Source organism: Streptomyces sp. NBC_00057 (genome assembly GCF_045041165.1).
Taxonomy (GTDB): Bacteria; Actinomycetota; Actinomycetes; order Streptomycetales; family Streptomycetaceae; genus Streptomyces.
This window is the reverse complement of sequence record NZ_CP108256.1, coordinates 6,515,531-6,539,571: the sequence shown is the minus strand read 5'-3', so window position 1 is coordinate 6,539,571 and position 24,041 is coordinate 6,515,531. Positions and strand designations below refer to the sequence as shown.

The following is a 24,041-nucleotide window of genomic DNA, read 5'->3' as shown; positions in this document are numbered from 1 at the left end:
GCACCCTCTACGCGACCGCCACACAGCGCCAGGTTCCGCCGGACGTGCTCGCCCGGGTCAACGCCTGCACCTCCTTCGGGGCATTCGCTCTCGGCCCCGTCGGGCTGGCCGCCGCCGGGCCGATCTCCGCACTCGTCGGCACCTCGTGGGTCCTGGGTTTCGGCGCGGTGTGGCAGATCGCGGCTGTCACCGCGGTCCTCACGCTTCCCTCCATACGCGCCGGGCTTCCCCTGCCGTCTCATGGGGAGCCCCCCGGGCGCCGACACGGCGGCGAGCGCGAACCCTCGACGCCACAGCACTGATGAGGATCTCCGAAACATCTACGTGGTCATCGGGTTACGCCCGGGCCATCCAGAAGTCAGCACTCGTTTGCCCCAGGCGTGGGGGCAGGCTGTCGCTCCACGGCCTGAGCGGCCCCGGCCCACCACCCCTCCCCCACCGCCCCACTGGGTACCCTGTCCACCATGACGACCGGGGTGCGGCGCAGGATGGGCGTCGAGGAGCGCAGGCAGCAGTTGATCGGTGTCGCGCTGGAGTTGTTCAGTCACCGCTCCCCGAACGAGGTGTCGATCGACGAGATCGCGGCCGCTGCGGGGATCTCGCGGCCGTTGGTCTATCACTACTTCCCGGGGAAGCAGAGCCTGTACGAGGCGGCGCTGCGGCGGGCGGCCGACGAGTTGGCGGCGCAGTTCGTCGAGCCGCGTGAAGGGCCGCTCGGGGCACGGCTGTTGAGGGTGATGGGGCGGTTCTTCGACTTTGTCGAGGAGCACGGTCCGGGGTTCTCGGCGCTGATGCGGGGCGGGCCCGCGGTCGGGTCGTCGACGGCGAACGCGATGATCGACGGGGTGCGGCAGGCGGCCTACGAGCAGATCCTGGCCCATCTGGGGGTCGAAGATCCCCCGGCGCGACTGGAGTTGGTCGTCCGGTCGTGGGTTTCGCTGGCCGAGTCGACGGCGCTGATCTGGCTGGACGGGCGGCGAATTCCGCGCAGGGAACTGGAGATGCAACTGGTGCACGACTTCGCGGCGCTGGCCGCGGTGAGTGCCGCGTACAACACGGAGATGGCGGGCATCGCGTTGAGGGTCTTCGCGCAGGAGCCGGCGGACGGACCGTTCGGCGAGCTGTGGAACCGGCTCTCCGCTCTGGCGCCCGCCGCGCCGGCCGTTCCCGTGCAGCGGCTTCCGTAACGGCTGTACGGCTCAGCGCTTGCGGTAGGACGGGTCCAGATGGCGGGTCTCCGCCGACGCGTGGACGGTGACGCCGTCGACGGGCTTGAGGTGGGCGGCCAGCAGCTCCAGTACGGAATCGGTCAGTTGTGCCTTGAGCTCCTCGGTACGGCCGGGCAGCAGGGCGATCGAAATGTTCAGGACCGCGTCGCCGGTGGCCGTGTCGCCCGCCACGAATTCCTCGATGCGCCGGAAGCGGGTCTTGCAGGCGGCGATCTTCGTGGTGACCGTCTCGGCGACCAGCGGGTGCAGGGCGAGTGCGAAGCCGCGGCGGTCGAAGCTGTCGTCGAGCTCGGCGGAGTAGTCGACAGTGATCTGCGGCATCATGCGCTCCTGGGTGGGGTACAGCGGGTACGGCCGGTTGCCGGACCTCACATTTACGCTGATCGGCATGACCGCACAAGAGGATTCGTTTCTTGATCCGGATGCTCCGGGTGCCCTCAGACCCTACGTGAGCAGTTCGCCCTGGAGCGCGGCCGCGAGGCCCACCTCCGCGTTGTCCGCCCGGCCCCTCTCGAAGGCGCGTTGGTAGGCGGCGTCGCCGACGGCCGCGCGGGCCTGGCGTTCGCAGGCCTCGCGCAGGACCATGGCCGCCTCCGCCGCCTCGTCCAGTCGGCCGAGGCTGGTCAGGGCGATTCGCGGGTCTGCGGCAGACTGCTGCCTCTCAACGTAGTCCCGTACGGCTCAGCTCACGGAAAACACCGCCACCGTGCGCCCCGGGACGGTGAAGCTTCCCGAACTCCTCTCGTACGTCGACTCTTTGACGGTAGGATCCGCGCCCGCAGCCTGGACGGGATGCAGGGTGTACTGCTGCCCGGCCAGGCCGGCGGCCTTCTGGGTCTCGGTGCCGGGGGTCGCGTTGAGGACGACCACCAGCTTTCCGAGCCTCATGGTGATCACACCCGGTGTCTCGTCCTTTCCGGAGAGCGGGAAGGACAGGGCGGACTGGACCTGCTCGGTGGTGGAGAGGTCGAAATCCTTCTCCGTGGAGCGGACGGTGAGCAGGTCCTGGTACGCGGCGGACGCGCCGTTGATCTGTGCGCAGCCGGGGCTGAGCGCGGCCCCGGTCAGCAGCGGCTTGGCATAGGACCACTTGGACTCGTTGTCGGCGGCCGGGGGCAGTCCGCGGCCGAAGCCGTTGCCGTCGCGGCAGTCCCAGTGCAGGGCGTTGAACCAGTCGCCGCTGTCGTACGAGTTTCGGTCCAGGGACTTGGAGCGCAGCAGATCGGTGCCCGCCTGGGAGAGCGAGGGCCCCTGCGAGAGGGTGGCCGTCGCCATCGCCAGGACCTGCATACGGGCCCGGTCCGCCGCTGATGTGCCCGCCGGGAGCTTGAACGCGAGTGCGTCGTACAGCGACTCGTTGTCGTGTGCGTCCGCGTAGGCGAGGGCGTCACCGGGGGCCGCTGCGTAACCGGCCGGGGCGCCGTTGTAGTCGACGCCGGACCCCTTGACCCTGTTGCCGGACGAGTCGGTGAAGGTGTAGTCGGCGAGGTTGCCGGTGAGGCCGACCTTGATCAGGTCCTGGTAGTGGAGCAGCCGGGCCTTCTGTTCGGCCTTCGTGCCATTGGCGGCCGAGGTGTTGGGGTCGGTGTAGAGGCCGGTGGCGAAGCCCTGTACGCCCGGGTCCTCGTCGAATGGGCTGCCGCCGCGGACGGCGTCGCGGGACCGGTCGGAGAAGGTGGCGATGCCGGTTCCGGCCATGTTCTTCTGGGTGGCCTGGACGAAGCGGGCGTCGTCGGCGGCCTCGCCGAAGTTCCAGCCCTCCCCGTACAGGATGATCTTCTTGCCGTCGACTCCGTCCTTGGCCACGGTCAGCGCGTCGAGCGCCTTGCGGACGGCAAGGATGTTGGCCTTGGGATGGTGGCCCATCAGGTCGAAGCGGAAGCCGTCGACCTTGTACTCCTTGGCCCAGGTGACGACCGAGTCCACGACGAGCTTGCCCATCATGGTGTTCTCGGGTGCGGTGTTGGCGCAGCAGGTGGAGGTGGCGACGGTGCCGTCCTCCAGCAGCCGCTGGTAGTAGCCGGGCACGATCCGGTCGAGCACGGACTTGTCCTCCTGGCCGGAGGCCACGGTGTGGTTGTAGACGACGTCCATGACGGTCCGCAGACCCGCGCCGTTCAGCCCCTGCACCATCTGCCGGAACTCGACCGTCCGCCGCGTGCCGTTCGGGTCGGAGGCGTACGAACCCTCCGGGACGGTGTAGTGCAGCGGGTCGTAGCCCCAGTTGAACCCGTCCTGCGCCGCGGCCTTCGCCACGCAGGCCTGCTGCTCCTCGGAGTCGGGGGCGTACACGGACAGATCGCAGGCCGGCTTCTGCCGGTCGGACTTCTTCTCGGGGATGGTGCCGATGTCGAAGGCGGGCAGCAGATGGACGTAACCGGTACCGGAATCCGCGAGCTGCTCGAGGTGCTTCATCCCGTCGGAGCGGGTGTCGGTGAAGGCGAGGTATTCGCCGGGGTGCTTCGAGGTGCGGTCCGCGATCGAGAAGTCGCGGATGTGCAGCTCCTGGATCCGGGCGTCACGCAGCGGGACGGCAGCGGGCTTCTTCAGCCCGGACCAGCCCTTCGGCGCGAGGCCCGGGTCGTCGAGGTCGACCACGAGGCTGCGCGCGGAGTCCGTGGTCAGGGCGGTTGAGTAGGGGTCCGTGACCTTGTTGGTGACAATCTTCCGGACGGTGGGTGCCCAGACATTCACGACGTAACGGTAGGGCTTGCCCGTCCACTTCCTCGTGCCCGTGACGGACCAGACGCCCGTGCGGTCGTCGCGGCGCATCGGGACGCTCCGGCCGTCGAGTTCGAGGGCGACGGTACGGGCGGTGGGCGCCCAGACGGACAGCGTGGGGCGGCCGTGGTCGAAGACCGGGCCGAGCGAGGCGGTGGCCGCGTTCTTCCCGTAGAGGTCGTCGAGCGCTCCCGCGCTCTGTACGCCGGTGGCGGCGAGCAGCGCACCGTTGGCGGCGCGCTGGGTGGCGATCAGCTGGCCGCGCAGCGCCTCACGCACCCTGTCCCGGTCGCGGACGTCGACGGTGAACGCCGGATAGTCCTTGAGGTGCGGGTACTTCCCTTTCTGCGCGTCGGTCAGCGCGGTCGGCGTGAGCCGCAGCCACTGCCCCTCGTCGGAGAGCGCCCCGTCGACGACGGAGATGCCGCCGTCGGGTGCGTGGACGAGCTGCTGGCTGGTGGCTTCGGTGGCTTTCACCTTCCATACGACGGTGTCGGCGTCGATCCACTGCGCCTCGGCCTCGGTGAGGTCGGGCGTGGGTACGCCGCCGGTCTGCGGCAGCAGGTAGCCGGGCGTGGAGCCGAGCATCCAGACCTCGTGCCCGTAGGTGGCGATGTCGAGCGACTGGTCGCTGGGGAGGTCCTTCTCGTCGCCCTTGTGCAGGATGTAGCTGAGCGAGGTCGCGCCGTCGGTGAGCGGCACCTCGAAGGTGACGCCGGAGGCGTCCTTCTTCACCGGCTGGAGCGGCTTGGCCCAGTCGGTGGGGTCCTTGGCACCGGTCCAGGTGTGCAGTCCCCAGCCGTCGTAGTCGCCGTCGGCCCGGTAGTAGTGCAGTACGGCCTTCGTGGTGTCCTGCGGCGGGTAGGCGCCGTCGGGAGCCTCGTCGGCCTGGCCGTCCTTGCCCTGCTCGATCCAGACCTGTCCGGTCTTCGCGAGGTCTACGGTGCGCTGCGGCCCGTCGGCGGTGCCGGACTTCTCCACGCTGTACGGGACCGAGGTGGTGCCCTCGTCGACCTTGATCCAGGCGAAGGCGCCGTAGGCGTCCCGCCCGGTGAACCCGGCCGACTTGTCGCCCGCCTGGATCCGCCAGCCGTCGTAGTCGCCGTCCGCACGCCTGTAGTGGACGACGGCGTAGTCACGCTCGACCGCGACGGGCTTCTCGGCGGCGGGTGCCTGACCCGCGGTGGACGAGGCGAGGGCACTCGCGGTGCGGCCGGCACGGTCGACGACAACCGCCTTGTACCGCAAGGGGGTTCCGGCGGGCACCGTGTCGCCCACGGTCTGGGTGACCTTGTACGGGGCGTGGTCGGCGGAACCGAGCGTGACCCACTTCCCGTTGCCGGTCCGGGCGGCGAAGACGACCCGGTTCAGCTGTCCGCCGTCGACGTCGGCGGAGATCTCGACGGTGCCGGTGGCTCCGGCGGCCGGGGCCTTCAGGGTGATGGAGGGCTTGGCGGCCGGAGCGCCCAGCGCCTTGTCGAGGTGCGGGTGGGCGCCCTTCGGCTTGTACCCGCACGTCTTCTCGGCGTAGTCGACGGTGCCGCGGTGTGGTTGGTGATGACGTCGAAGAAGACCTTCATGCCCTTGCCGTGGGCCTTGTCGATCAGTTTCGACAGGTCGGCGTTGGTGCCGAAGTGCGGGTCGACCTGGGTGAAGTCGGTGATCCATTGACCTCCTCCCCCGCATGAGTGTGGGGGATTCTCTCCCTGGCGTCCGTGTGTGCGGTGCGCCTTGAGGCGGGTTCCTGGTTCCTCCCCACCGATGGGTGGGGGTTGTGCGCGCTGCCGGGACGAGTCCTGGTCTTACGTGCGCTCCGCAGGCGTATACCTCGTCCGTTGCCGGGCGAGGGCCCCCGGTCCGGGGGTGGGTGGTACAGCCTGTTGTGCGGCGCGGATGCGCCGCCCTTCGTGCTTGATGTTCTGGCCCGCGTTGTGGTCCCGGTCGTGCCGGGTGCCGCACGCGCTACAGGTCCAGGCCCGGATGTGCAGGGGCTTGGGTCCGTCGCGGTAACCGCAGGCGGAACACACCTGCGAGGACGGGAAGGCGCGGTCCACCTTGGTCAGGGTGCGCCCATATCGGGTCGCTTTGTAGTCCAGCATGGTCACGAAGGAGGACCAGCCCGCGTCGTGCACGGACTTCGCCAGGCGGGTGCGGGCGAGGCCCTTCACGTTCAGGCTCTCCACGCTGACGGCTTGGTTCTCGCGCATCAGCTTCGTGGACAGCTTGTGGTGAAAGTCCCTCCGCGCATCCGCCACCCTCGCATGAGCACGGGCCACCCTGATCCGCTGCCTGTTCCGGTTCCTCGACCCCTTCGCCTTACGCGACAGCCGACGCTGCTCCCTCTTCAGCTTCTTCTCCGCCCGGCGCAGGAACCGGGGCGAGGTGACGCGGGAGCCGTCCGCCATCACGGCGAAGTGGGTCAGGCCCAGGTCGATGCCCTGATCCGTCTCCAGCGCGGGCAGCAACTCGTCCGCCGGGTCGGTCTCCACGACGAACGAACAGAAGTACCGGCCGGACGCGTCCTTGATCACCGTCACCGTGGACGGCACGGACGGAAGCCGACGCGACCAGCGGACCTTCACCGGACCGATCTTGGGAAGGTTCAGCTTCCCGTCCCCGGTGATCGACCACCGGGCATTCGCGGTGAAGCGGACGGATTGCCGGTTGTCCCGCTTCGACTTGAACCGGGGCTCGGCGATCTTCGGCCCCTTGCGGGTGCCCTTCAACGAGGCGAAGAAGTTGTTGTACGCCGTGTCCAGGTCCCGCAGCGACTGCTGCAGCACCACAGCGGACACCTCACCCAGCCAGCCACGCCCGGTGGTCTTCTTCGCCTCGGTGATGAACCTCTTCGACAACTCCGCCGACTTCAAAAACGGCTCGCCCGCAGCGCGGGCGTCCCGCCGCGCCCGCAGACAGTCGTTCCACACCACCCGCGCGCAACCGAACGCCCGGGACAACGCCATGCGCTGCCCTTGCGTCGGCTCAATACGGAAGGAGTACCGGAGCTGCATGACAACTCACCCTACATACCCGGTTTATGGCTTACATGCAGAACATCAGAACTGGTCGGCACTGCACTTTCGCCCTCCATGCCCACTTGGTTTTCGTGACGAAGTAACGTTCCCAGTCAAGTCTTTCTGTTCAGGAGCTGGAGGACCTCGGAAGGGTTTCAGAGGATTGGCCATGACCCTGGTGCGCGACAGTGAGCGGATCGGGCCGCCTATTCCGTGGCGGATCACTGCGCCACCTGCGAGCATCCGCGCATGCTGACTTTCGACGTGCCCGACGGGACCCGCCTCGCCTACCACCGGAAGGGCTCCGGAGGCGATCGACCGCTTGTCTGCGTTCCAGGCGGTCCGATGATGCGCTCCGCCTACTTCGGCGACCTTGGTGGGCTGGCCGCACAGAGGGAGCTGGTGCTGCTGGACCTACGCGGCACCGGGGACTCGGCCAAGCCCTCCGCCCTCGCGGGCTTCCGGGTAGACCGGCAGGCCGAGGACATCGAGGCGCTTCGTGTCGCCCTCGGCCTGGAGCAGTTGGACCTTCTTGGCCATTCGGCCGCTGGTGACCTCGTGCTGGCCTACGCGGCCCGCTACCCGGAGCGGGTGCGCTCGCTCGTACTGGTCTGCGCGCGTGCGCGCACTGCCGGGATCGACTTCCCTGTCGAGCGGCGGCGCGAGGCACTGGAGTTGCGCCGTGACGAGCCTTGGTATGAAGAGGTCCGACCGGCCTTCGAGCGGGCGGTGTCCGGGGAGGCGAGCGGCGCGGACTTCGCGCTGCTCGACCGCCTGTCCTACGGCCGCTGGGACGCCGCTGCGCAGACGCATGCCGCCACGTGCGAGGAGTGGTTCGACGAGAAGGCGGCGGGTGCCTACCTGGCTCCGGGCGCCTTCGACGGTGCGGACGCCGCCCGCGCGGTACTGGCTGAACTGGACGCGCCCGTCCTGGTGATATCTGGTGCGCTGGATGGCTCCCCGCGCCCGGACTCCGCCGCCGAGGTGGCTGGGCTATTCCCACGCGGCGAGCACATTGTTCAGGCAGACGCCGCGCACAACCCGTGGGTGGACGGTCCGGACGACTTCGTCCGGACCGTCACGGAGTTCCTGGCCAGGGACCATCGCTAGTGCCGCATCGGGCAACGTTCGACCACGAAGAAGTGCCAGCGGGTCGGCACCTGGACGGCAGCGAACAACGTCGGGATCGCCTACACCCCTACCAACTCCTCGTGGCTGAACCGCATCGAGGCCCAGTTCACCGCCTTGCGCTACTTCACCCTCGACGGCACCGACCACGCCAGCCACAAAGAGCAAGGCAGCATGATCCGCCGCTACATCACCTGGCGGAACAAGCACACCGCCGATATTCGCTTGCGCACCATCGTCACGCGGGTCAACGTCGCCTGACACCTTACGAAGGCAGAGAAGACGACCACGCAGACCCACCACGTCGACCACGAACTCATCCAGGCTGCAGCCCACATCGCGCGCACTCGCTGCCGGGGCGACAACCACACCATGGCGGCCGCAGCCCGTGCCCAGGACGGCCGGATCATCGCCGCGGTGAACGCCTAGGATCTGCCCGGGCCGCGCCTCGGGTTCACCCCGCCCGCGTGGGATGCGTTCGTGACGTACGCCTCCGAGAGCTGACCCACCGTCGCAGCCGCCGTGGGCGTCACGGAAGCCGACCTGCCCACGGCGCTGACGCAACGAAACGCGAAAGGCCGGGTCCCACTCCGGACCCGGCCCCGTTCTCGCGCCCGCCTCAGACGCCGCGGACCGCAGCGGTGGACCCCCGTACCACCAGCTCCGGCTGGAACACATACTCCGTACGCTGCACGGGGCTGCCGCCGATCTCCTCCAGCAGGGCGCTCACCGCGGCCGCCGCCATCGCCTGTACGGGCTGACGCACCGTCGTCAGCGGCGGATCGGTGAACGCGATCAGCTGCGAGTCGTCGAAGCCCACCACCGAAACATCGCGCGGCACGTCGAACCCGCGCTCCCGGGCCGCACGCACCACACCCAACGCCATCAGGTCGCTGCCGCAGACGATGCCGGTGCACCCCCGGTCGAGCAGCGCACCGGCCGCGACCTGGCCGCCCTCGACGCCGAACAGCGTGGAGCAGACGAGGAGTTCGGCCTCGGCGCGGCCCAGGCCCAGCAGGTTCACGGCGGCCTCGACGAAGCCCTCCCGCTTGCGGCGGGACGGCACATAGCGCTGCGGTCCGATGGCCAGGCCCACCCTGCGGTGGCCGAGATCGGCGAGGTGTCCGACGGCCATCCGCACGGCGGCGGAGTCGTCGGGCGAGACGAACGGGGCGCTGATCCGTTCGTTGTAGCCGTTTATCAGGACGAACGGTACGCCGCGCTCGGTGAGCGCGGCGTACCGGGCCGGATCGGCCGACAGGTCGGCGTGCAACCCGGACAGGAAGACGATCCCGCCGACGCTGCGCTCGACGAGCTGCTCGACGAGTTCGTCCTCGGTGGCGCCGCCGGGCAATTGGGTGCAGAGCACCGGCGTGTAACCGTGCCCGGCCAGTACTTGTTCGACTGACTGCGCGAACGCCGGGAAGATCGGGTTGGTGAGCTCGGGCGTCACCAGTCCGATCAGCCCGGCGCTGCGCTGCCGCAGCCGTACGGGACGTTCGTAGCCCAGGATGTCCAGCGCCGCGAGCACCCGCTGACGCGTGCTGTCCGCGACGCCCGGTTTCCCGTTGAGCACCCGGCTGACGGTCGCCTCGCTGACCGCTGCCTGGCCGGCGATGTCCGAGAGCCTCGGCGCACCGCCACTCCTGGACAGGGGGACGGTCACACCGTCCACCACACCGTGGTGTCCGCGGGCAGCTCGATCTCGGCGCCGTCGGCGGCGACCGGGGTGCTGGACAGCAGGACGGTGCCGCGTACGGGGATGCGTACCGGACGGCCCGTCGTGTTGACGGTGCAGACGAAGCCGGGGCGGGCGAAGATCAGCAGCCCCTCGGGGGCCTGGAGCCACTCCACCGTGGTCCCTGCGCCGAGCCCCGGGTGCACCCGGCGGGCGGCGATCGCGGCCCGGTACAGCTCCAGCGTGGAGCCCGCGTCGCCGGTCTGCGCCTCGACGCTCAGAGCGCCCCAGCCGTCGGGCTGCGGCAGCCAGCTGCCACCGCTGCCGAAGCCGTACGAGCTGCCGTCGCGGGTCCACGGAATCGGCACCCGGCAGCCGTCGCGGAAGCCGTCCTGGCCCTCCGCGCGGAAGAACGACGGGTCCTGGCGGGCCTCGTCGGGCAGGTCGGTGACGTCGGGCAGACCGAGCTCCTCACCCTGGTAGACGTACGCGGAACCGGGCAGCGCCAGCATCAGCAGGGTCGCGGCGCGGGCCCGGCGCAGGCCCAGCTCGCGGTCGCCGGCCGTGCGGATCTGGGTGCCGAGGCCGGGCGGGTTGGCGAACCGGGTGGTGTGCCGGGTCACGTCGTGGTTGGAGAGCACCCAGGTGGCTGGGGCGACGACCGGACGCATCGCGTCGAGCGAGGTGTCGATGACCTTGCGCAGTTCGGCGGCGTCCCAGGCGGTGGAGAGGTACTGGAAGTTGAACGCCTGGTGCATCTCGTCGGGGCGCACGTAGTTGGCGGTGCGCTCGACGGTGGGGGTCCACGCCTCGGCGACGGCGATGCGGTCGCCGGGGTACTCGTCGAGGATGGTGCGCCAGGAGCGGTAGATCTCGTGCACCCCGTCCTGGTCGAAGAACGGCATGACGTCGTTGCCGAGCAGCTTGAGCTGGTCGTGTGTGCCGAGGTCGGGCAGGCCCTCGGCCTTGACGAGGCCGTGGGCGACGTCGACCCGGAAACCGTCGACACCCATGTCGAGCCAGAAGCGCAGGATCGAGCGGAACTCGTCGGCGACGGCGGGGTGTTCCCAGTTGAAGTCGGGCTGCTCGGGCGCGAAGAGGTGGAGGTACCAGTCGCCGGGGGTGCCGTCCGGGTCGGTGGTCCGGGTCCAGGCGGGGCCGCCGAAGATGGACTCCCAGTCGTTGGGCGGGAGTTCGCCGTCCGTGCCCTTGCCGGGGCGGAAGTGGTAGCGCTCGCGCAGTGCGGAGCCGGGGCCCTCGGCGAGGGCGCGCTTGAACCACTCGTGCTGGTCGGAGGAGTGGTTGGGCACCAGGTCCACGATGATCCGCAGGCCCAGGTCGTGGGCGTCCCGGATCAGCGCGTCGGCGTCCAGCAGGGTGCCGAACATCGGGTCGATGGCACGGTAGTCGGCGACGTCGTAGCCCGCGTCGGCCTGCGGGGACGCGTAGAACGGGCTGAGCCAGACCGCGTCGACGCCGAGGTCCTTGAGGTACGGAAGTCTGCCGCGTACGCCTGCGAGATCGCCCATGCCGTCGCCGTTGCCGTCGGCGAAGCTCCGCGGATAGACCTGGTAGATCACCGCGTCCTGCCACCAGCCGGTGCGGTGGCCCGGAGCGTCGTCGGACGTGCCGGTGGAGGGGGCAGCGAGGTGCTGGGTCATGTCGTCCCTGGGGTGTCTGGGTGGGGAGCGTCGCCGGGACCGGGTCGGGATTCCGGCGACGCCGTGACTTGGTGCGTGCGGGTCGTACGGGGCGTGCTGTGTCAGCCCTTGACGGCTCCGGCGGACATGCCGGTGACCAGATGGCGCTGGGCGAAGAGGAAGACCAGGGCCGCGGGTATCGCGATGAGCACGGACGCGGCGGTCATCGGCCCCCACTGGGCTCCGTACTGGTTGACGAAGAGCTGCAGTCCGCCCGCGAGGGTGAGGTTGTCCTCGCCGACCATGAAGGCGGAGGCGTACGCCACTTCGCCCCACGCGGTGATGAAGGAGTAGAACGCGGTGACGGCGAGGCCGGGCTTGGCGAGCGGCAGGACGAGCCGCCAGAACGTGCCGAACGGGGTGAGGCCGTCGACCTGCCCGGACTCGTCGATCTCGCGCGGGATGGTGTCGAAGAAGCCCTTCATCATCCAGGCACAGAACGGCACCGAGATGGTGAGGTAGGTGATGACGAGGCCGGCGGGCTGATTCAGCAGCCCCATGCCCGACATGATGTTGTAGATCGGCACGATGAGGACGGCGACCGGGAACATCTGGGTGATCAGCAGCGTCCACATCAGCCCGCGCTTGCCGGGGAAGCGGAAGCGGCTGACGGCGTAGCCGGTGGAGGCGGAGATGATGACGCCGAGAAGCATGGTGAGCCCCGCGACGAGCAGGGAGTTGCCGAACCAGGTGAGGAACTTCGTGTCCCGGATCAGGTTCGTGTAGTTCTGAGTCGTGGTCTCTTTGAAGAAGTCCGTGGTGGTCGCGTACGCGGCGGGCTTCAGCGAGGTGAGCAACACCCACAGCACGGGGAAGACGGCGATCACGGACGCGACGACGAGCGTGAGGTGCAGCCCGACTGAGGCGATCGGCGAACGCTCGCCGCGCAGCCGGACCTTGCGCACGGAGTGCCGCGCGGAGGTCGCCGGGACGGTGGTTGCGGGGGCGGTGGTCACCAGTCGTCTCCCTGTGTGCGGAGGACTCGCCGGTAGACGGCGGCGAAGATCATCAGGAGTACGAGGATCAGCACGCCCCAGGTGGAGGACTGTGCGAAGTCGCGCGGGCTGATCTCGAAGGAGAACTTGTACGCCTGGGTGACCAGGATCTGGGTGGCTTCACCGGGTCCGCCGCGGGTCAGCAGGAAGATCACCGGGAACATGTTGAAGGTCCAGATGGTGGAGAGCAGGATCACCGTGGTGGAGACCGGCCGCAGTCCGGGCAGCGTGATGTGGCGGAACCGCTGCCAGGCGGTGGCGCCGTCCATCTCCGCGGCCTCGTACTGCTCGCTGGGGATCGACTGCAGTCCGCCGAGCAGAGCGACCATCATGAACGGCACACCGAGCCAGACGTTGACGGCGATGACGGAGAACTTCGCCCAGGTCGGGTCGTTCAGCCACGGGATGCCGTCGATTCCGCCACCGGAGAGGATCTTGTTGAGCAGCCCGCGGTCCTCGTTGTAGAGGAAGCGCCAGGCGAAGACGGAGACGAAGCCGGGAATGGCCCAGGGCAGGATGAGCGCCATCCGGTATGCGGAGCGTCCGGCGATCCTGCGGTTGAGGATGTTGGCGAGGGCCATGCCGAGGGAGAAGGTGATGGCCACGCAGGAGACCGTCCACACCAGGGTCCACCCGAGCGTGCCGAGGAACTGATCGCCCGTGAGAGCGTCGGCGTAGTTGTCCAGGCCCACGAACTCGTACGTGGCGGGCGAGTGGTTGACACCGATGGACCGCTCGACGTTGCGCTCATTGGCATCGGTCATCGACAGGTAGATGCCGCGGACCAGCGGATAGCCGATGATCACGCCGATCACGACGACGACCGGGGCGACCATGGTCCAGGCGTACCAGTGGGTCGACAGAGCCCGACGGAGCCTGCTCGGCGGCGGGGGGTTGCCAGTACCGCGGCTCCGGCCGCGGGCGACGTCGTCGCCCGCGGCCTTCGCCACCGACTGGCTGGTGTGGACAGCCATCAGCCGGCCTGCCTTCCTGTTACTTCCAGCCCTTGAGGAGCTTGCGGTAGGAGTCGCCGGTCGTCTTGACGGCCTTCTCCGGCGTGGCCTGGCCGGTCAGGACCTTGGTGTACTCGGTGACGAGCGGCGCGAAGAGGCTGCCGGTCTCCGGGATCCAGGGGCGCTCGACGGCGGTCTCGACGACGGGCTTGAAGAAGCCGACGATCTCGTTGTCGACGACGTCCTGCTTGGCGTAGGCGGAGGTACGGGTCGGCAGGAGGCTCAGCTCCTTGGTGACCTTGGCCTGGGTGTCCGCGGACGTCATGTAGTCGACGAACGCGTAGGAGGCGTCGAGGTTCTTCGAGCCCGCGTAGACGGCCAGGTTGTGACCGCCCTGCGGGGCACCCTGCGCGGCGGAGCCGGCCGGGACCGGGGCGATGCCCAGGTTGGCCTTGTCCTTGAAGTCCTTGCCGGCGTAGGTGTCGGCGACGGCCCACGGGCCGTTGATCATCATGGCGACCTTGCCGTCCTTGAAGGACGCCTGCATGTTCTCCCAGCCGTCCGTGGCATCGGTCTTGGCCGCACCGGAGTCGACGAGGTCCTTGACGACCTTCATCGCCTTGACGCCCTCGGGGTTGTCGATGGTGACGGACTTGGTGGAGGCGTCGACCATGTCGCCGCCCTCGCCATACAGGAAGGAGAGGAACCAGTACGCGTCGTCGCCGCGCAGGTACATACCGGTCTTGCCGGTCTTGTCCTTGATCTTCTTGGATACGGTCTTCAGCTCGTCGACGGTCCTGGGAACCTCGACCCCGGCCTCCTTGAAGATCTTCTTGTTGTAGAAGATGCCCATGGAGTCGATGACCTGCGGCACCGCGTACGTCTTGCCGTTGTACTTGGTGGACGCGGCGGCCTGCTTCAGGAAGTCGTCCGGCCTCTGCAGCGCGGGGGTGTCGTCCAGCGGGGCGAGGTAGTCGAGGTCCGCGAACTCGGGGGTCCAGGCGACCTCGGAGCGGATGACGTCGGGAGCGTCGGAGCCGGACTGGGCCGCGTTCTTGAACTTGTTCTGCGCGTCGCCGAAGGGCACGTTGACGTACTTGATGTGGACCTTCGGGTGCTGCTTGGTGAAGTCCTCAGCGATCTTCTTGAAGACCTTGTCCTCGCTGCCCGCGGTGGAGGTGTCCCACCACGTCACCGTGCCGGAGAGCTCGCCCGAGCTCTTGCTCGTGCCGTCGGACTCGCTGTCGCTGCCGCAGGCGGTAGCCGCAAGCGCCAGGGCCGCGACCAGGGCGGTGGCCGTTATGCCACGTCGCATCTGAACTCCTTCAACTGCCGTACCGCTCCGTCGCGGCGCCGGGTCGACGTGAACGTAACAAGGATGAAAGAACGCCGAAAGAGTTTGCGGAAGATTTCTGCAAGCATCGGCGATCGTTACATTCGCGTGTCCTCACGGTTGCCGTCAAGCCTCTTGACGCGAGCCGTTAATCCCTGGCAGTGGCAGGCCACAGCCCACGATCCAGTAGTGCGACGATCTGACTGCGGTCCGCAAACCGGGCCCGCAAGACCTTGCAAGATGTTGCTGCGATGCCACCCCGAACCACCGCGCAGGTGCGGTCGTCCGATTCCTGTGGATGGTGGGCAATCCGACATACGCCCGGTACAGTCCACTTCCATGACCGCACGGCTTGCCGATATCGCAACTCAGGCGGGGGTCAGCGAAGCGACGGTCAGCCGTGTACTGAACGGCAAGCCAGGTGTCGCAGCGGCCACCCGTGAATCCGTTCTCGCCGCGCTCGACGTTCTCGGCTACGAACGGCCCGTACGGCTGCGCAGGCGCAGCGCGGGACTGGTCGGGCTGATCACGCCCGAGCTGGAGAACCCCATCTTCCCGGCGCTGGCCCAGGTCATCGGGCAGGCACTGACCCGGCAGGGCTACACCCCGGTGCTGGCGACCCAGACCCCCGGCGGCTCCACCGAGGACGAGCTGACCGAGATGCTGGTCGACCGCGGTGTCTCGGGCATCATCTTCGTCTCCGGGCTGCACGCCGACACCTCGGCCGATATGCAGCGCTACGAGCAACTGCGCGCCCAAGGCGTCCCGTTCGTCCTGGTCAACGGCTTCTCACCCAAGGTGCAGGCGCCGTTCATCTCGCCGGACGACCGGGCCGCCATGCGGCTCGCGGTGACGCATCTCGTGTCGCTGGGCCATCAGCGGATCGGCCTGGCGGTAGGGCCCAAGCGGTTCGTGCCGGTCCTGCGCAAGATCGAGGGCTTCCACTCCACCATGCAGGAGCAGTTGAACCTCGGTCCGGACGAGGTGGAGGAGCTGATCCAGCACTCGCTGTTCACCCTGGAGGGCGGGCAGGCCGCCGCGTCGGCGCTGATGGAGCGGGGTTGCACGGCGGTGGTGTGCGCGAGCGACATGATGGCGCTCGGCGCGATCAGGGCCGCCCGCCGGCTGTCGATGGAGGTGCCGCGCGATCTGTCCGTGGTCGGTTACGACGATTCGCCGCTCATAGCGTTCACCGATCCGCCGTTGACAACGATCCGTCAGCCGGTCACGGCGATGGGCCAGGCGGCCGTGCGCACCCTCCTTGAGGAGATCGGCGGCACACCCGCTCCGCACAGCGAATTCGTCTTCATGCCCGAACTTGTCGTTCGCGGTTCAACGGCCGCAGGTCCCGGGCCCGCTCCGGCCTCCGCCGCCGGAACCGTTCCAGGATCGCACGCCCGCTCCTAGCGCGCAGTACCAGCAGTCAGATGTGCGGCCCCGAACCGATCGGAGGATGATCGGGCGGGGGGAACATTTCTGGCAGACTCTGTGCCTATGGGTGAATTGAGCGTGACGTCACAGGAAGGCCGGTCGGAGGCCACCCCGTCACCCATCGTGGACGAGGCGGCCCCCACGGCGAACGCTGGGCAGAACGCCGGGTGGCAGGGCGGCGGCCCGGCGAGACTACGTTCCCTGCGTTCCCCTCGCCGGCCGCGCATCTGGTTCGAAATCCTGCTGATTGCAGCCAGTTACTGGGTGTACTCGCTGGTGCGCAACGCCGTCCCTGAGCAGAAGGCCGAGGCCCTGCACAATGCCGACCGGATCTGGTCGGTGGAGACATACATGGGCATCGCCGTGGAGCAGACGGTCAACCATGCGGTGAATTCCGTGACATGGCTGATCGTGTCGATGAACTACTACTACGCGACACTGCACTTCATCGTCACCGTCTGTGTGCTGGTGTGGCTGTTCCACCGTCACCCCGGCCGTTACGCGGCGGCCCGTCTGGCCCTGTTCGCGACCACGGCCGTGGCACTGCTCGGCTACTACTTGTATCCACTGGCACCGCCCCGCCTGATGAACGGCGGCCACTTTATCGACACCGTCCTGGTCCATCAGACCTGGGGATCGATGGCCTCGGGCAACTTCAAGAACATGTCGAACCAGTACGCGGCGATGCCCTCGATACACATCGGCTGGTCGCTCTGGTGCGGCCTGACCATCTTCGCGCTGGCCTCCGCCCCCTGGGCGCGCATCCTGGGCCTGCTCTACCCGGCAGTCACCCTGCTGGTGATCGTGGCGACAGCGAACCACTTCTGGCTGGACGCGCTGGGTGGCATGACGTGTCTGGCCTTCGGTTACGCGATCTCGTACGCCTGGTACGGCTCGCTGCCGCACCACCTCCCGAAGCGGGTTCCGCTGCCGCGGGGGAGGTCGCGGCCGGCAGGTCTGTCCACGGGCACGCCGATCCGGACGCAACACCCGGCGACGGACACGGCAGCACGCAATTCAAGCCCGTCCGGCGTTTGAGGACCGGGGGCCGGGGCGAAGCCGCATATCGATGCTGCCGGGAAGGGGCGGGTAGAGGACAGGCCCGCCGCAGGCGCCCCGGCATCGCGCAGGTCCCGGCAGCACCAGGTCCGGCCGGCCCAGTCGGCGTGTTCCAGCCACGCGGCACCGCCCTCGACGGTGCCGTCCATGAAGAACTTCACGCCGCCGACCCGCCGGAGCCGGCCCGCCTCGCTCCGCACACGTACCAGCTCGTCCAGGGGTGGCGGCCATGCCGGAAAAGAGTTCCACGCGGCGGGTGCGGCGCCTCGTGGGTGAGGGAGACACCTGCCTGCCTTGCGATGGCGGGCCTGACGCGGCGTGCGCGCCTGACGACTGCCCTCCCGGCAGCCGGGATGAGCGCGAGGCCCGTCCGGTACAGATGCAAGAGGCGTCCTCGGCCACGCCCCATGGAAGCCGTTCGCGCAGCTCCGGGAGCCGGGGCCCGCGGCGGAGCCCCGAACCTCGGAGCAAGGCCCCGCGCCGCAGCGGGCGCCCCCTCACGCCCCGTAGAACCGCTCCTCCACCACTGCGCGCGCCCGCCGCGTAATCCGCCGGTAGTCGTCCAGCATGTCCCCGACATGCCCCGGCTCGTACCCCAAGTACCGCCCCACCGCCGTGAGTTCGCGCGGCCCCGACGGAAACGTGTCGCCCGGCCGCCCCCGTACCAGCATCACCGCATTGCGGACCCGCGTCGCCAGCACCCACGCCTCGTCCAGCGTCTGCGCGTCCTCGCCCGAGATCAGCTCCGCCGCGCACGCCGCGGCCAGCGCCTCGCGGGTACGGGTCGTCCGCAGCCCCGGTTCCACCCAGCCGTGCTGCATCTGCATCAGCTGGACCGTCCACTCGACATCGCTCAGCCCGCCGCGCCCCAGCTTGGTATGGAGCGTCGGGTCAGCGCCGCGCGGCAGCCGTTCGGACTCCATCCGGGCCTTCAGGCGGCGGATCTCGCGGACCGCGTCCTCCCCGAGGCCCTCCATCGGGTAGCGCAACGGATCGATCAACTCGATGAAGTCACGGCCGAGTTCCTCGTCACCGGCCATCGGCTCGGCGCGCAGCAGTGCCTGGCTCTCCCAGACCAGCGACCACCGCCGGTAGTAGGCCTCGTACGACCTCAGCGTACGCACCAGCGGCCCGCTCTTGCCCTCCGGCCGCAGATCCGCATCGATGATCAACGGCGGGTCGGCGGTGGGCAGTTGCAGCAGTCTCCGCATCTCGGACACCACCTGGTTCGCGGCCCGGCCCGCCTCCTGCTCGTCGACGCCCTCGCGCGGTGAGTGGACGAACAGCACATCGGCGTCGGAGCCGTATCCGAGCTCGTGTCCGCCGAAACGGCCCACACCGATGACCGCGAACCGGGTGGGGAGAGTGTCCCCCCACTGCTCGCGTACGGCGGCGCGCAGGGCGCCCGCGATCGTGACGGCGTTGAGATCGGTGACAGCGTTGCCGACCCGGTCGACGAGAGCCCCGGGGTCCTCCTCGGCGGGGCTCTCCTCCGTACCGTACGAGCCGATGAGGTCCGCGGCCACGGTCCGGAACAGCTCGCGCCGACGCACCCCGCGGACCACGGCGACGGCGGATTCGGCGCCCTCCGCGCGCCCCACCGCGGCCAGCACCTCCTGCTCCAGGTGCTCGCGGCTGCGCGGCTTCAGCCCCTGCGGATCGCCGAGGATCGCCACCGCCTCGGGCGCACGGAGCAGCAGGTCGGGGGCGAGCCGGCCGGCCGAGAGCACCCGGGCGAGGTTCTCCGCGGCGGCGCCCTCGTCCCTCAGCAGCCGCAGGTACCAGGGGGTCTTGCCGAGTGCGTCGGACACCTTGCGGAAGCCGAGCAGCCCGGCGTCCGGATCGGCGGAGTCCGCGAACCAGCCGAGCAGCACCGGCAGCAGGGTGCGCTGGATGGCGGCCTTGCGGGACACCCCGGACGTCAGCGCCTCCAGGTGCCGCAGCGCGGCGGCCGGATCGGCGTATCCGAGCGCTTCGAGCCGGTGCTTGGCCGCCTTCGCGCTGAGCCTGGACTCGCCGGGCGCGAGCTGGGCGACGGCGTCGAGCAGCGGCCGGTAGAACAGTTTCTCGTGCAGCCGCCGCACCACGGAGGCGTGCCGCTTCCACGCCTGGTTGAGCTCGGTGATCGGGTCCGCACGCATCCCGAGGGAGCGCCCGAGCCGCCGCAGATCCGCCTCGTCCTCCGGCACCAGATGGGTGCGGCGCAGCCGGTAGAGCTGGATCCGGTGCTCCATGGCACGCAGGAAGCGGTACGCGTCGTCCAACTGCGCGGCGTCCACCCGCCCCACATAGCCGCCCGCGGCGAGCGCCCGAAGGGCCTCCAGGGTGGTGCCGCTGCGCAGGGTGGCATCACTGCGGCCGTGCACCAGCTGGAGCAGCTGTACGGCGAATTCGACGTCCCGCAGCCCGCCGGGACCGAGCTTGATCTCGCGGTCGACGCGGTCGGCGGGGATGTTGTCGACGACTCGGCGGCGCATCTTCTGTACGTCGGCGACGAAGTTCTCGCGGTCCGCGGCCTGCCATACGAGCGGCGAGACGGCCTCGACGTACTCCGCGCCCAGTTCGGGGTCGCCGGCCACCGGCCGGGCCTTGAGGAGCGCCTGGAACTCCCAGGTCTTGGCCCAGCGCTGGTAGTACGCGAGGTGCGAGGACAGCGTCCGTACGAGGGGCCCGTTGCGGCCCTCGGGACGGAGGTTGGCGTCGACGGGCCAGATGGTGCCCTCGACGGTCGTGTCGGAGCAGATCCGCATCATGTGCGCGGCCAGCCGGGTGGCGGCCTGCACGGCTGCGCTCTCCTCGTAGCCGTCGACGGGTTCCGTGACGAAGATGACGTCGACGTCGGAGACATAGTTCAGCTCGTGCCCACCGCACTTGCCCATCGCGATGACGGCGAGCCGGCACTGGGCGGCGTCGGCGGGTGCGGCCGTACGGGCGATGGCGAGCGCCGCCCGCAGGGTCGCCGTGGCCAGATCGGCCAGTTCGGCGGCAGCCTCGGCGACGTCCGTCGTACCGCACACGTCGCGGGCCGCTATGGCCAGCAGGCACCGGCGGTAGGCGACGCGCAGCGAGTCGGGGTCGTCGGCCCCGGCGAGCCCCTGCTCGAATTCGGCCACCCCGGGGTGCAGATCGGTGGCCTCGTAGGTGACGAGCGCATGCCAGTCGCGGGGGTGGCGGGCGAGATGGTCACCGAGCGCCTCGGACGCCCCGAGCACCCCGAGCAGCCGGTCCCGCAGCGGTTTGGCGGTGACGAGGGTGTCCAGGAGGACCTGCCGCTCGTCCGGCTCCTCGGCCTCCACCAGCCGGACGACGCCACGCAGTGCCAGATCGGGGTCGGCGGTGCCCCCGAGGGCGTCGAGCAGCACCGGATCGGAGCGTACGGACGACAGCTCGGGCAGGTCGAGGAGCCGCTCGGCGGCGGAGGGGTCGGTGAAACCGTGCCGCAGCAGTCGGGTGAATGTACTGCTCCTGCGCCCCGGCACCGTCGTCATTCCGTGCTCTCCCGCTCGCCGTCCACACACACTTCAGCATTCCGAGCCTAGCCTCGCACCGATGAATTCGTGGCGGATGCGCCGTCCGCACTTCGGGGGCACGATCGCTTCAAGGACCCGACCGGGAGGCCCGCATGTCCGGATTCGAACCCTTCGCCGAGCTGGATACCCGTTACAGCCACGAGAGCGCGACGGCCGGCCGTTGGTCGGCGGCGAAGGAGTTTCTGACCAGGCCGGAGACGTAGAACCGGCCGGCCGCGGCCTGGGAGTCGAAGTACGGCCCCGAATGGCACTTCGACATCCAGGACGGCACGTCCCGGCACGCGGGCCATGTGGGACGACGCACTGGACGGCGCGCCGCCCCGCATGGGGGTGGACCTGGACGCCGGGACGGCGGTGGTCCGGCGGAAGCCGAAATCCTGAGCCGGACCGGACCGGGCCGCCTCTGCGCCCGTCCGCGCTCAGTTCCCGGACGGCTCCGGCCGGGTCGCGATGATGACGGTCGCGAACAGCTCGGCAGAGGTGACGACGCGCGGGACCAGGCCGCTGCGGGCGACGGTCTCCTCGGCCCGCGCCGCCTGCCGTTCGCTCGTCTCGACCAGCAGATGCCCGCCCGGTGCCAGCCATCGCGGGGCCTCGGCGGTGACCCGCCGCAGGACGTCGAGGCCGTCCCCGCCGCCGTCGAGTGCGACGCGTGGCTCATGGATACGGGCCTCCGGGGGAAGCAGCTCGACGTCCTGCGTCGGTACGTACGGCACATTGGCGAGCAGAATCCCCACCCGGCCGCGCAACGAGCCGGGGAGCGGCTCGAAGAGGTCGCCCTCGTACACCCGGCCCCCGTCGCCGATGTTGCGGCGGGCGCACCGTACGGCTGCGGGTTCGACGTCGGCGGAGTGCAGTTCGATCCGGTCGAGCGTTGCGGCAAGCGCGGTGCCGAGGGCTCCCGAACCGCAGCAGAGGTCGACGACGACCGCCCCGGGCCCGGCGAGGGCGGCGGCCTGCCGGACCAGGAACTCGGTGCGGCGACGGGGTACGAAGACACCGGGGTCCACGGCGATCCGGAGACCGCTGAACTCGGCCCAGCCGAGGACGTGTTCCAGGGGCAGGCCGGCGGCCCGCCGTTCGACCATGGAAGCGAGTTCGGCGTGGTCGGCGGCCGTGGAGACGATCAACTCCGCCTCGTCCTCGGCGAATACGCAGCCGGCGGCGCGGAGTGTGGAGACGATGGAGGAAACGGCGAGCGGTGAAGCGGAAACCGACATGAAGCGGAGCCTTTCGGGAAAGCCGATGGGCGCTCCGCGGTCGATTATGTCGGGTCGACCACGCGATCGTGAGGGGTGAGCACCCAGCCTGATGCAGCGGTAATGGCTCTCACCTCCTTGGTCGGTCCCCGTGTTGGGGTGGGCCACACTACCCCAGTCGCGGCCTCAGTCGGTGTGCCCGGCCGGGAAGGCCACCTGACGGAGATGTCCGGGGAGGCGCCGGTACTGCCAGTCGCGTTCCGCCGCCGTTGCTCGGGCGGAGGTCACCTTGTACGCGGGGGTGGCCCCGGACTCGTCCGTGGCGCGTGCGGAGTGGCGGGCGTGGCCCGGGACAGGGGCGGTCACCACGGCGTGACCGGCCGCGCGGGCCACAGCGCGGGCGGCCGGGCCTTCGGCGTCGCGTGCCACGCTGTGGGCCGCGAACGCGGCGGCGCGGGCCTGATTCATCGTCAGCTCTCCGCGCGCCCAGGCGCGCCCCGCTACGACTGCTTTGCTCGACCGGTCGTCACCGAAGTCCGCTGCTCGAAGTGCGGGAGCACGCGCTCGGGGCAGTCCGTGCCCCGGAGCGCCAGCGTGCGGCGTGCTCAAGCGAGTTGATCCTGCCGGGTTCATTCATGCCTTCGTCCCCCCTCCGTACCCACCGCCACCGGCCTCGGTCGGTGAGTAGCCGCGGCCGATCCGGGATACGACGAAGGGCCCAAGCACCAAGGTCCGGCCCTCCAGCCGGACCTTGGTGTTCCGCTAGCTAGTGGTTTCTCGAGCCCCCGTCACGCCCTCCGTCACTGTTGTGGTCCAGAGCCTTGGGCTGGGCCTTCTCGCTGACGCATGGAGCGTAAGTGGTCTTTGCGTTCTCGAGTCCCTCCGCGTAGCCCTTGCTGTACGCCGGGGTTGACTTGTCGTCAGCGCGCAGCCTGAAAATCTTGTTCAGGTCGCACGAGACCTTTCCATCCGCTCTCCCCGCTGCGAATCCCAAGTCATGGTCCTGCACTGCGGCGGTAATTGGTCCGGTGTCAGTATCGGATTTCGTGGTGGTGGTGGTGTTGTTGAACGGATTCTCGCAGGTTCTGCCGACACCACCCGTGGTTTGGAAAACGAACGTCCCTTCCGGGCCAGCGGGGAGGGCGATATTCGCCTGCCCATTAGGGGCGGTTGTGACGCCCTGAGTAAGCAGGGTTCCATTCCTCAGAGCGGTGAACGGGGTGGTGACGTCGAAGCCCTCGGCCGCGAGTTCGAATGTGGCACCATTTTGTACCACCGAGCAATTTGGCGGCGGAATGGCAGATGCCGGGGAAGGAGAGGCGATTACGCCTGCCCCCAGGATGAGAGGCGCTACTGCGGCTATTGCGATTCTCTTCCTCACCGGTCTCTCCGTTCGTCGGGGTCATCCGGTTAGCAAAAGTCTAATCGCTGTCGGCGTAGTTGGCCTTTTGGCGTTGGGCCCGATCCTCACGAGCCGACTGGCCCCCGACAGGAGATCGGGAGCTGGGCAGCATGGCGCGAAAACGCACCATCGTTGGCGGCTTAGTAGGGTCGGGGACTGGCGCGGTGGCCCGTGAGGGCTCCGTTTCCAGCCCCCGCCCGTCAAACCGTGCATGCGCTTCTCGCGCACACGGCTTACCGACATCGTTCACCGGCTGGCATGCACCGCCACCCTGCGCACGTTCCCGGACACGCGGAACACTCCGAGTCGGGTGAACCATGCGCCGTCGTGGCGCTTTCCCCACCGTCTGCCCGGGATGCCGCGCTTGCGATTTTCGAAAATCGCGAGTCGCTCGTGGACGTAACTGTCGATCGTTGAGAACTTCCCGGCTGAGTTGCCGTTACGGAAGTACGCCGCCCAACCCCGCAGGGCCGGGTTCAGATCGGCGACCACGGTTCGGCCGCAACCTGCTCTCCGTCGTCCCGCAACTGCACCGCGCCCGCCCCCGCGACGCCTACGGCCGACAAGTGGCCACGTACTACGGGATCACGCTCAACACGTCCGAACCACATTTGCCTGAGTCGTGACTCAAGCGACTCAACACCCCTCTCGCACCGCCTCTGAGTTGCT

20 protein-coding genes and 4 pseudogenes are annotated in these 24,041 nt (G+C 69.2%); 8 read left to right on the top strand and 16 right to left on the bottom strand.

The window, feature by feature from the left end:
* Positions 1-44: 44 nt before the first annotated feature.
* Together OG953_RS30825 and OG953_RS30820 are read left to right on the top strand one after the other, a co-directional pair.
* Positions 45-302, top strand: a complete 258-nt coding sequence (locus OG953_RS30825) for a hypothetical protein (protein WP_405688419.1) — start codon at positions 45-47, stop codon at positions 300-302.
* 162 nt (positions 303-464) lie between these two features.
* Positions 465-1,187: a TetR/AcrR family transcriptional regulator gene (locus OG953_RS30820; RefSeq protein WP_405688417.1), complete on the top strand. Its 723-nt coding sequence runs from the start codon at positions 465-467 to the stop codon at positions 1,185-1,187.
* Between the two features lie 12 nt (positions 1,188-1,199).
* Here OG953_RS30820 and OG953_RS30815 read toward each other — a convergent pair whose 3' ends face one another.
* From OG953_RS30815 to OG953_RS30795, 5 genes and pseudogenes are all read right to left on the bottom strand, one after another.
* Positions 1,200-1,550 carry a 5-carboxymethyl-2-hydroxymuconate Delta-isomerase gene (locus OG953_RS30815; protein WP_405692154.1) on the bottom strand — a complete coding sequence of 117 codons (351 nt, stop codon included), beginning with the start codon at positions 1,548-1,550 and terminating at the stop codon, positions 1,200-1,202.
* Between the two features lie 123 nt (positions 1,551-1,673).
* A complete protein-coding gene (locus tag OG953_RS30810; RefSeq protein ID WP_405692481.1) occupies positions 1,674-1,814 on the bottom strand; it encodes a hypothetical protein in 141 nt (46 codons plus the stop codon).
* Between the two features lie 96 nt (positions 1,815-1,910).
* A pseudogene (gene pulA / locus OG953_RS30805) lies at positions 1,911-5,429 on the bottom strand (pullulanase-type alpha-1,6-glucosidase); the annotation flags it as partial.
* Positions 5,384-5,566 carry an alpha-amylase family glycosyl hydrolase gene (locus OG953_RS30800; protein ID WP_405692152.1) on the bottom strand — a complete coding sequence of 61 codons (183 nt, stop codon included), beginning with the start codon at positions 5,564-5,566 and terminating at the stop codon, positions 5,384-5,386. The gene OG953_RS30800 and the pseudogene pulA, both read right to left, overlap by 46 nt.
* A 186-nt stretch (positions 5,567-5,752) precedes the next feature.
* On the bottom strand, positions 5,753-6,913 hold the full coding sequence (locus OG953_RS30795; protein WP_405688414.1) for an RNA-guided endonuclease InsQ/TnpB family protein: 1,161 nt from the start codon (positions 6,911-6,913) through the stop codon (positions 5,753-5,755).
* Positions 6,914-7,213: 300 nt separating this feature from the next.
* Between OG953_RS30795 and OG953_RS30790 the strand changes: the two genes are divergently transcribed.
* From OG953_RS30790 to OG953_RS30780, 3 genes and pseudogenes are all read left to right on the top strand, one after another.
* Complete coding sequence (locus OG953_RS30790) at positions 7,214-8,074, top strand: alpha/beta fold hydrolase (protein WP_405688411.1); 861 nt, start codon at positions 7,214-7,216, stop codon at positions 8,072-8,074.
* A 21-nt stretch (positions 8,075-8,095) separates the two neighbouring features.
* Positions 8,096-8,353 (top strand): annotated as a pseudogene (locus tag OG953_RS30785) (hypothetical protein); the annotation flags it as partial.
* Between the two features lie 24 nt (positions 8,354-8,377).
* Positions 8,378-8,518, top strand: a pseudogene (locus tag OG953_RS30780) (cytidine deaminase); the annotation flags it as partial.
* Positions 8,519-8,711: 193 nt separating this feature from the next.
* Here OG953_RS30780 and OG953_RS30775 read toward each other — a convergent pair.
* From OG953_RS30775 to OG953_RS30755, 5 genes are all read right to left on the bottom strand, one after another.
* Positions 8,712-9,770, bottom strand: a complete 1,059-nt coding sequence (locus OG953_RS30775; protein ID WP_405688409.1) for a LacI family DNA-binding transcriptional regulator — start codon at positions 9,768-9,770, stop codon at positions 8,712-8,714.
* A complete protein-coding gene (locus tag OG953_RS30770; protein ID WP_405688407.1) occupies positions 9,755-11,431 on the bottom strand; it encodes a glycoside hydrolase family 13 protein in 1,677 nt (558 codons plus the stop codon). The genes OG953_RS30775 and OG953_RS30770 overlap by 16 nt, the downstream gene beginning before the upstream one ends.
* Positions 11,432-11,532: 101 nt before the next feature.
* Positions 11,533-12,429, bottom strand: coding sequence for a sugar ABC transporter permease (locus OG953_RS30765; RefSeq protein ID WP_405692150.1), 897 nt, complete (start codon positions 12,427-12,429; stop codon positions 11,533-11,535).
* Positions 12,423-13,439, bottom strand: a complete 1,017-nt coding sequence (locus OG953_RS30760; protein ID WP_405688405.1) for a carbohydrate ABC transporter permease — start codon at positions 13,437-13,439, stop codon at positions 12,423-12,425. The genes OG953_RS30765 and OG953_RS30760 overlap by 7 nt, the downstream gene beginning before the upstream one ends.
* 19 nt (positions 13,440-13,458) lie before the next feature.
* Positions 13,459-14,733 (bottom strand): extracellular solute-binding protein, encoded by a 1,275-nt coding sequence (locus tag OG953_RS30755; RefSeq protein ID WP_405688404.1) that lies wholly within the window; start codon positions 14,731-14,733, stop codon positions 13,459-13,461.
* A gap of 357 nt (positions 14,734-15,090) precedes the next feature.
* Here OG953_RS30755 and OG953_RS30750 point away from each other — a divergent pair, with 357 nt between their 5' ends.
* On the top strand, positions 15,091-16,158 hold the full coding sequence (locus OG953_RS30750) for a LacI family DNA-binding transcriptional regulator (protein WP_405688402.1): 1,068 nt from the start codon (positions 15,091-15,093) through the stop codon (positions 16,156-16,158).
* Between the two features lie 87 nt (positions 16,159-16,245).
* The gene (locus tag OG953_RS30745) at positions 16,246-17,220 is read left to right on the top strand and encodes a phosphatase PAP2 family protein (protein ID WP_405688400.1); all 975 of its coding nucleotides are present in this window, start codon (positions 16,246-16,248) and stop codon (positions 17,218-17,220) included.
* Between the two features lie 110 nt (positions 17,221-17,330).
* Here the strand turns inward: OG953_RS30745 and OG953_RS30740 are convergent.
* Together OG953_RS30740 and OG953_RS30735 are read right to left on the bottom strand one after the other, a co-directional pair.
* Positions 17,331-17,459, bottom strand: a pseudogene (locus OG953_RS30740) (amidohydrolase); the annotation flags it as partial.
* 279 nt (positions 17,460-17,738) lie between these two features.
* Positions 17,739-20,729: a bifunctional [glutamine synthetase] adenylyltransferase/[glutamine synthetase]-adenylyl-L-tyrosine phosphorylase gene (locus OG953_RS30735; RefSeq protein ID WP_405688398.1), complete on the bottom strand. Its 2,991-nt coding sequence runs from the start codon at positions 20,727-20,729 to the stop codon at positions 17,739-17,741.
* Between the two features lie 330 nt (positions 20,730-21,059).
* Between OG953_RS30735 and OG953_RS30730 the strand changes: the two genes are divergently transcribed.
* Entirely contained in the window at positions 21,060-21,152 is a 93-nt protein-coding gene (locus tag OG953_RS30730; protein ID WP_405688397.1) for a DUF6191 domain-containing protein, read from the top strand.
* A gap of 38 nt (positions 21,153-21,190) precedes the next feature.
* On the opposite strand, the gene OG953_RS30725 is transcribed toward OG953_RS30730, so the two are convergent.
* The 4 genes from OG953_RS30725 to OG953_RS30710 form a co-directional block, all read right to left on the bottom strand.
* Entirely contained in the window at positions 21,191-21,991 is an 801-nt protein-coding gene (locus OG953_RS30725; RefSeq protein WP_405688396.1) for a putative protein N(5)-glutamine methyltransferase, read from the bottom strand.
* A 165-nt stretch (positions 21,992-22,156) separates the two neighbouring features.
* Entirely contained in the window at positions 22,157-22,603 is a 447-nt protein-coding gene (locus tag OG953_RS30720; RefSeq protein WP_405688395.1) for a putative immunity protein, read from the bottom strand.
* A gap of 133 nt (positions 22,604-22,736) precedes the next feature.
* A complete protein-coding gene (locus OG953_RS30715) occupies positions 22,737-23,351 on the bottom strand; it encodes a hypothetical protein (RefSeq protein WP_405688393.1) in 615 nt (204 codons plus the stop codon).
* A gap of 267 nt (positions 23,352-23,618) precedes the next feature.
* Positions 23,619-23,864 (bottom strand): group II intron maturase-specific domain-containing protein, encoded by a 246-nt coding sequence (locus OG953_RS30710; protein ID WP_405688391.1) that lies wholly within the window; start codon positions 23,862-23,864, stop codon positions 23,619-23,621.
* Between the last annotated feature and the right edge of the window lie 177 nt (positions 23,865-24,041).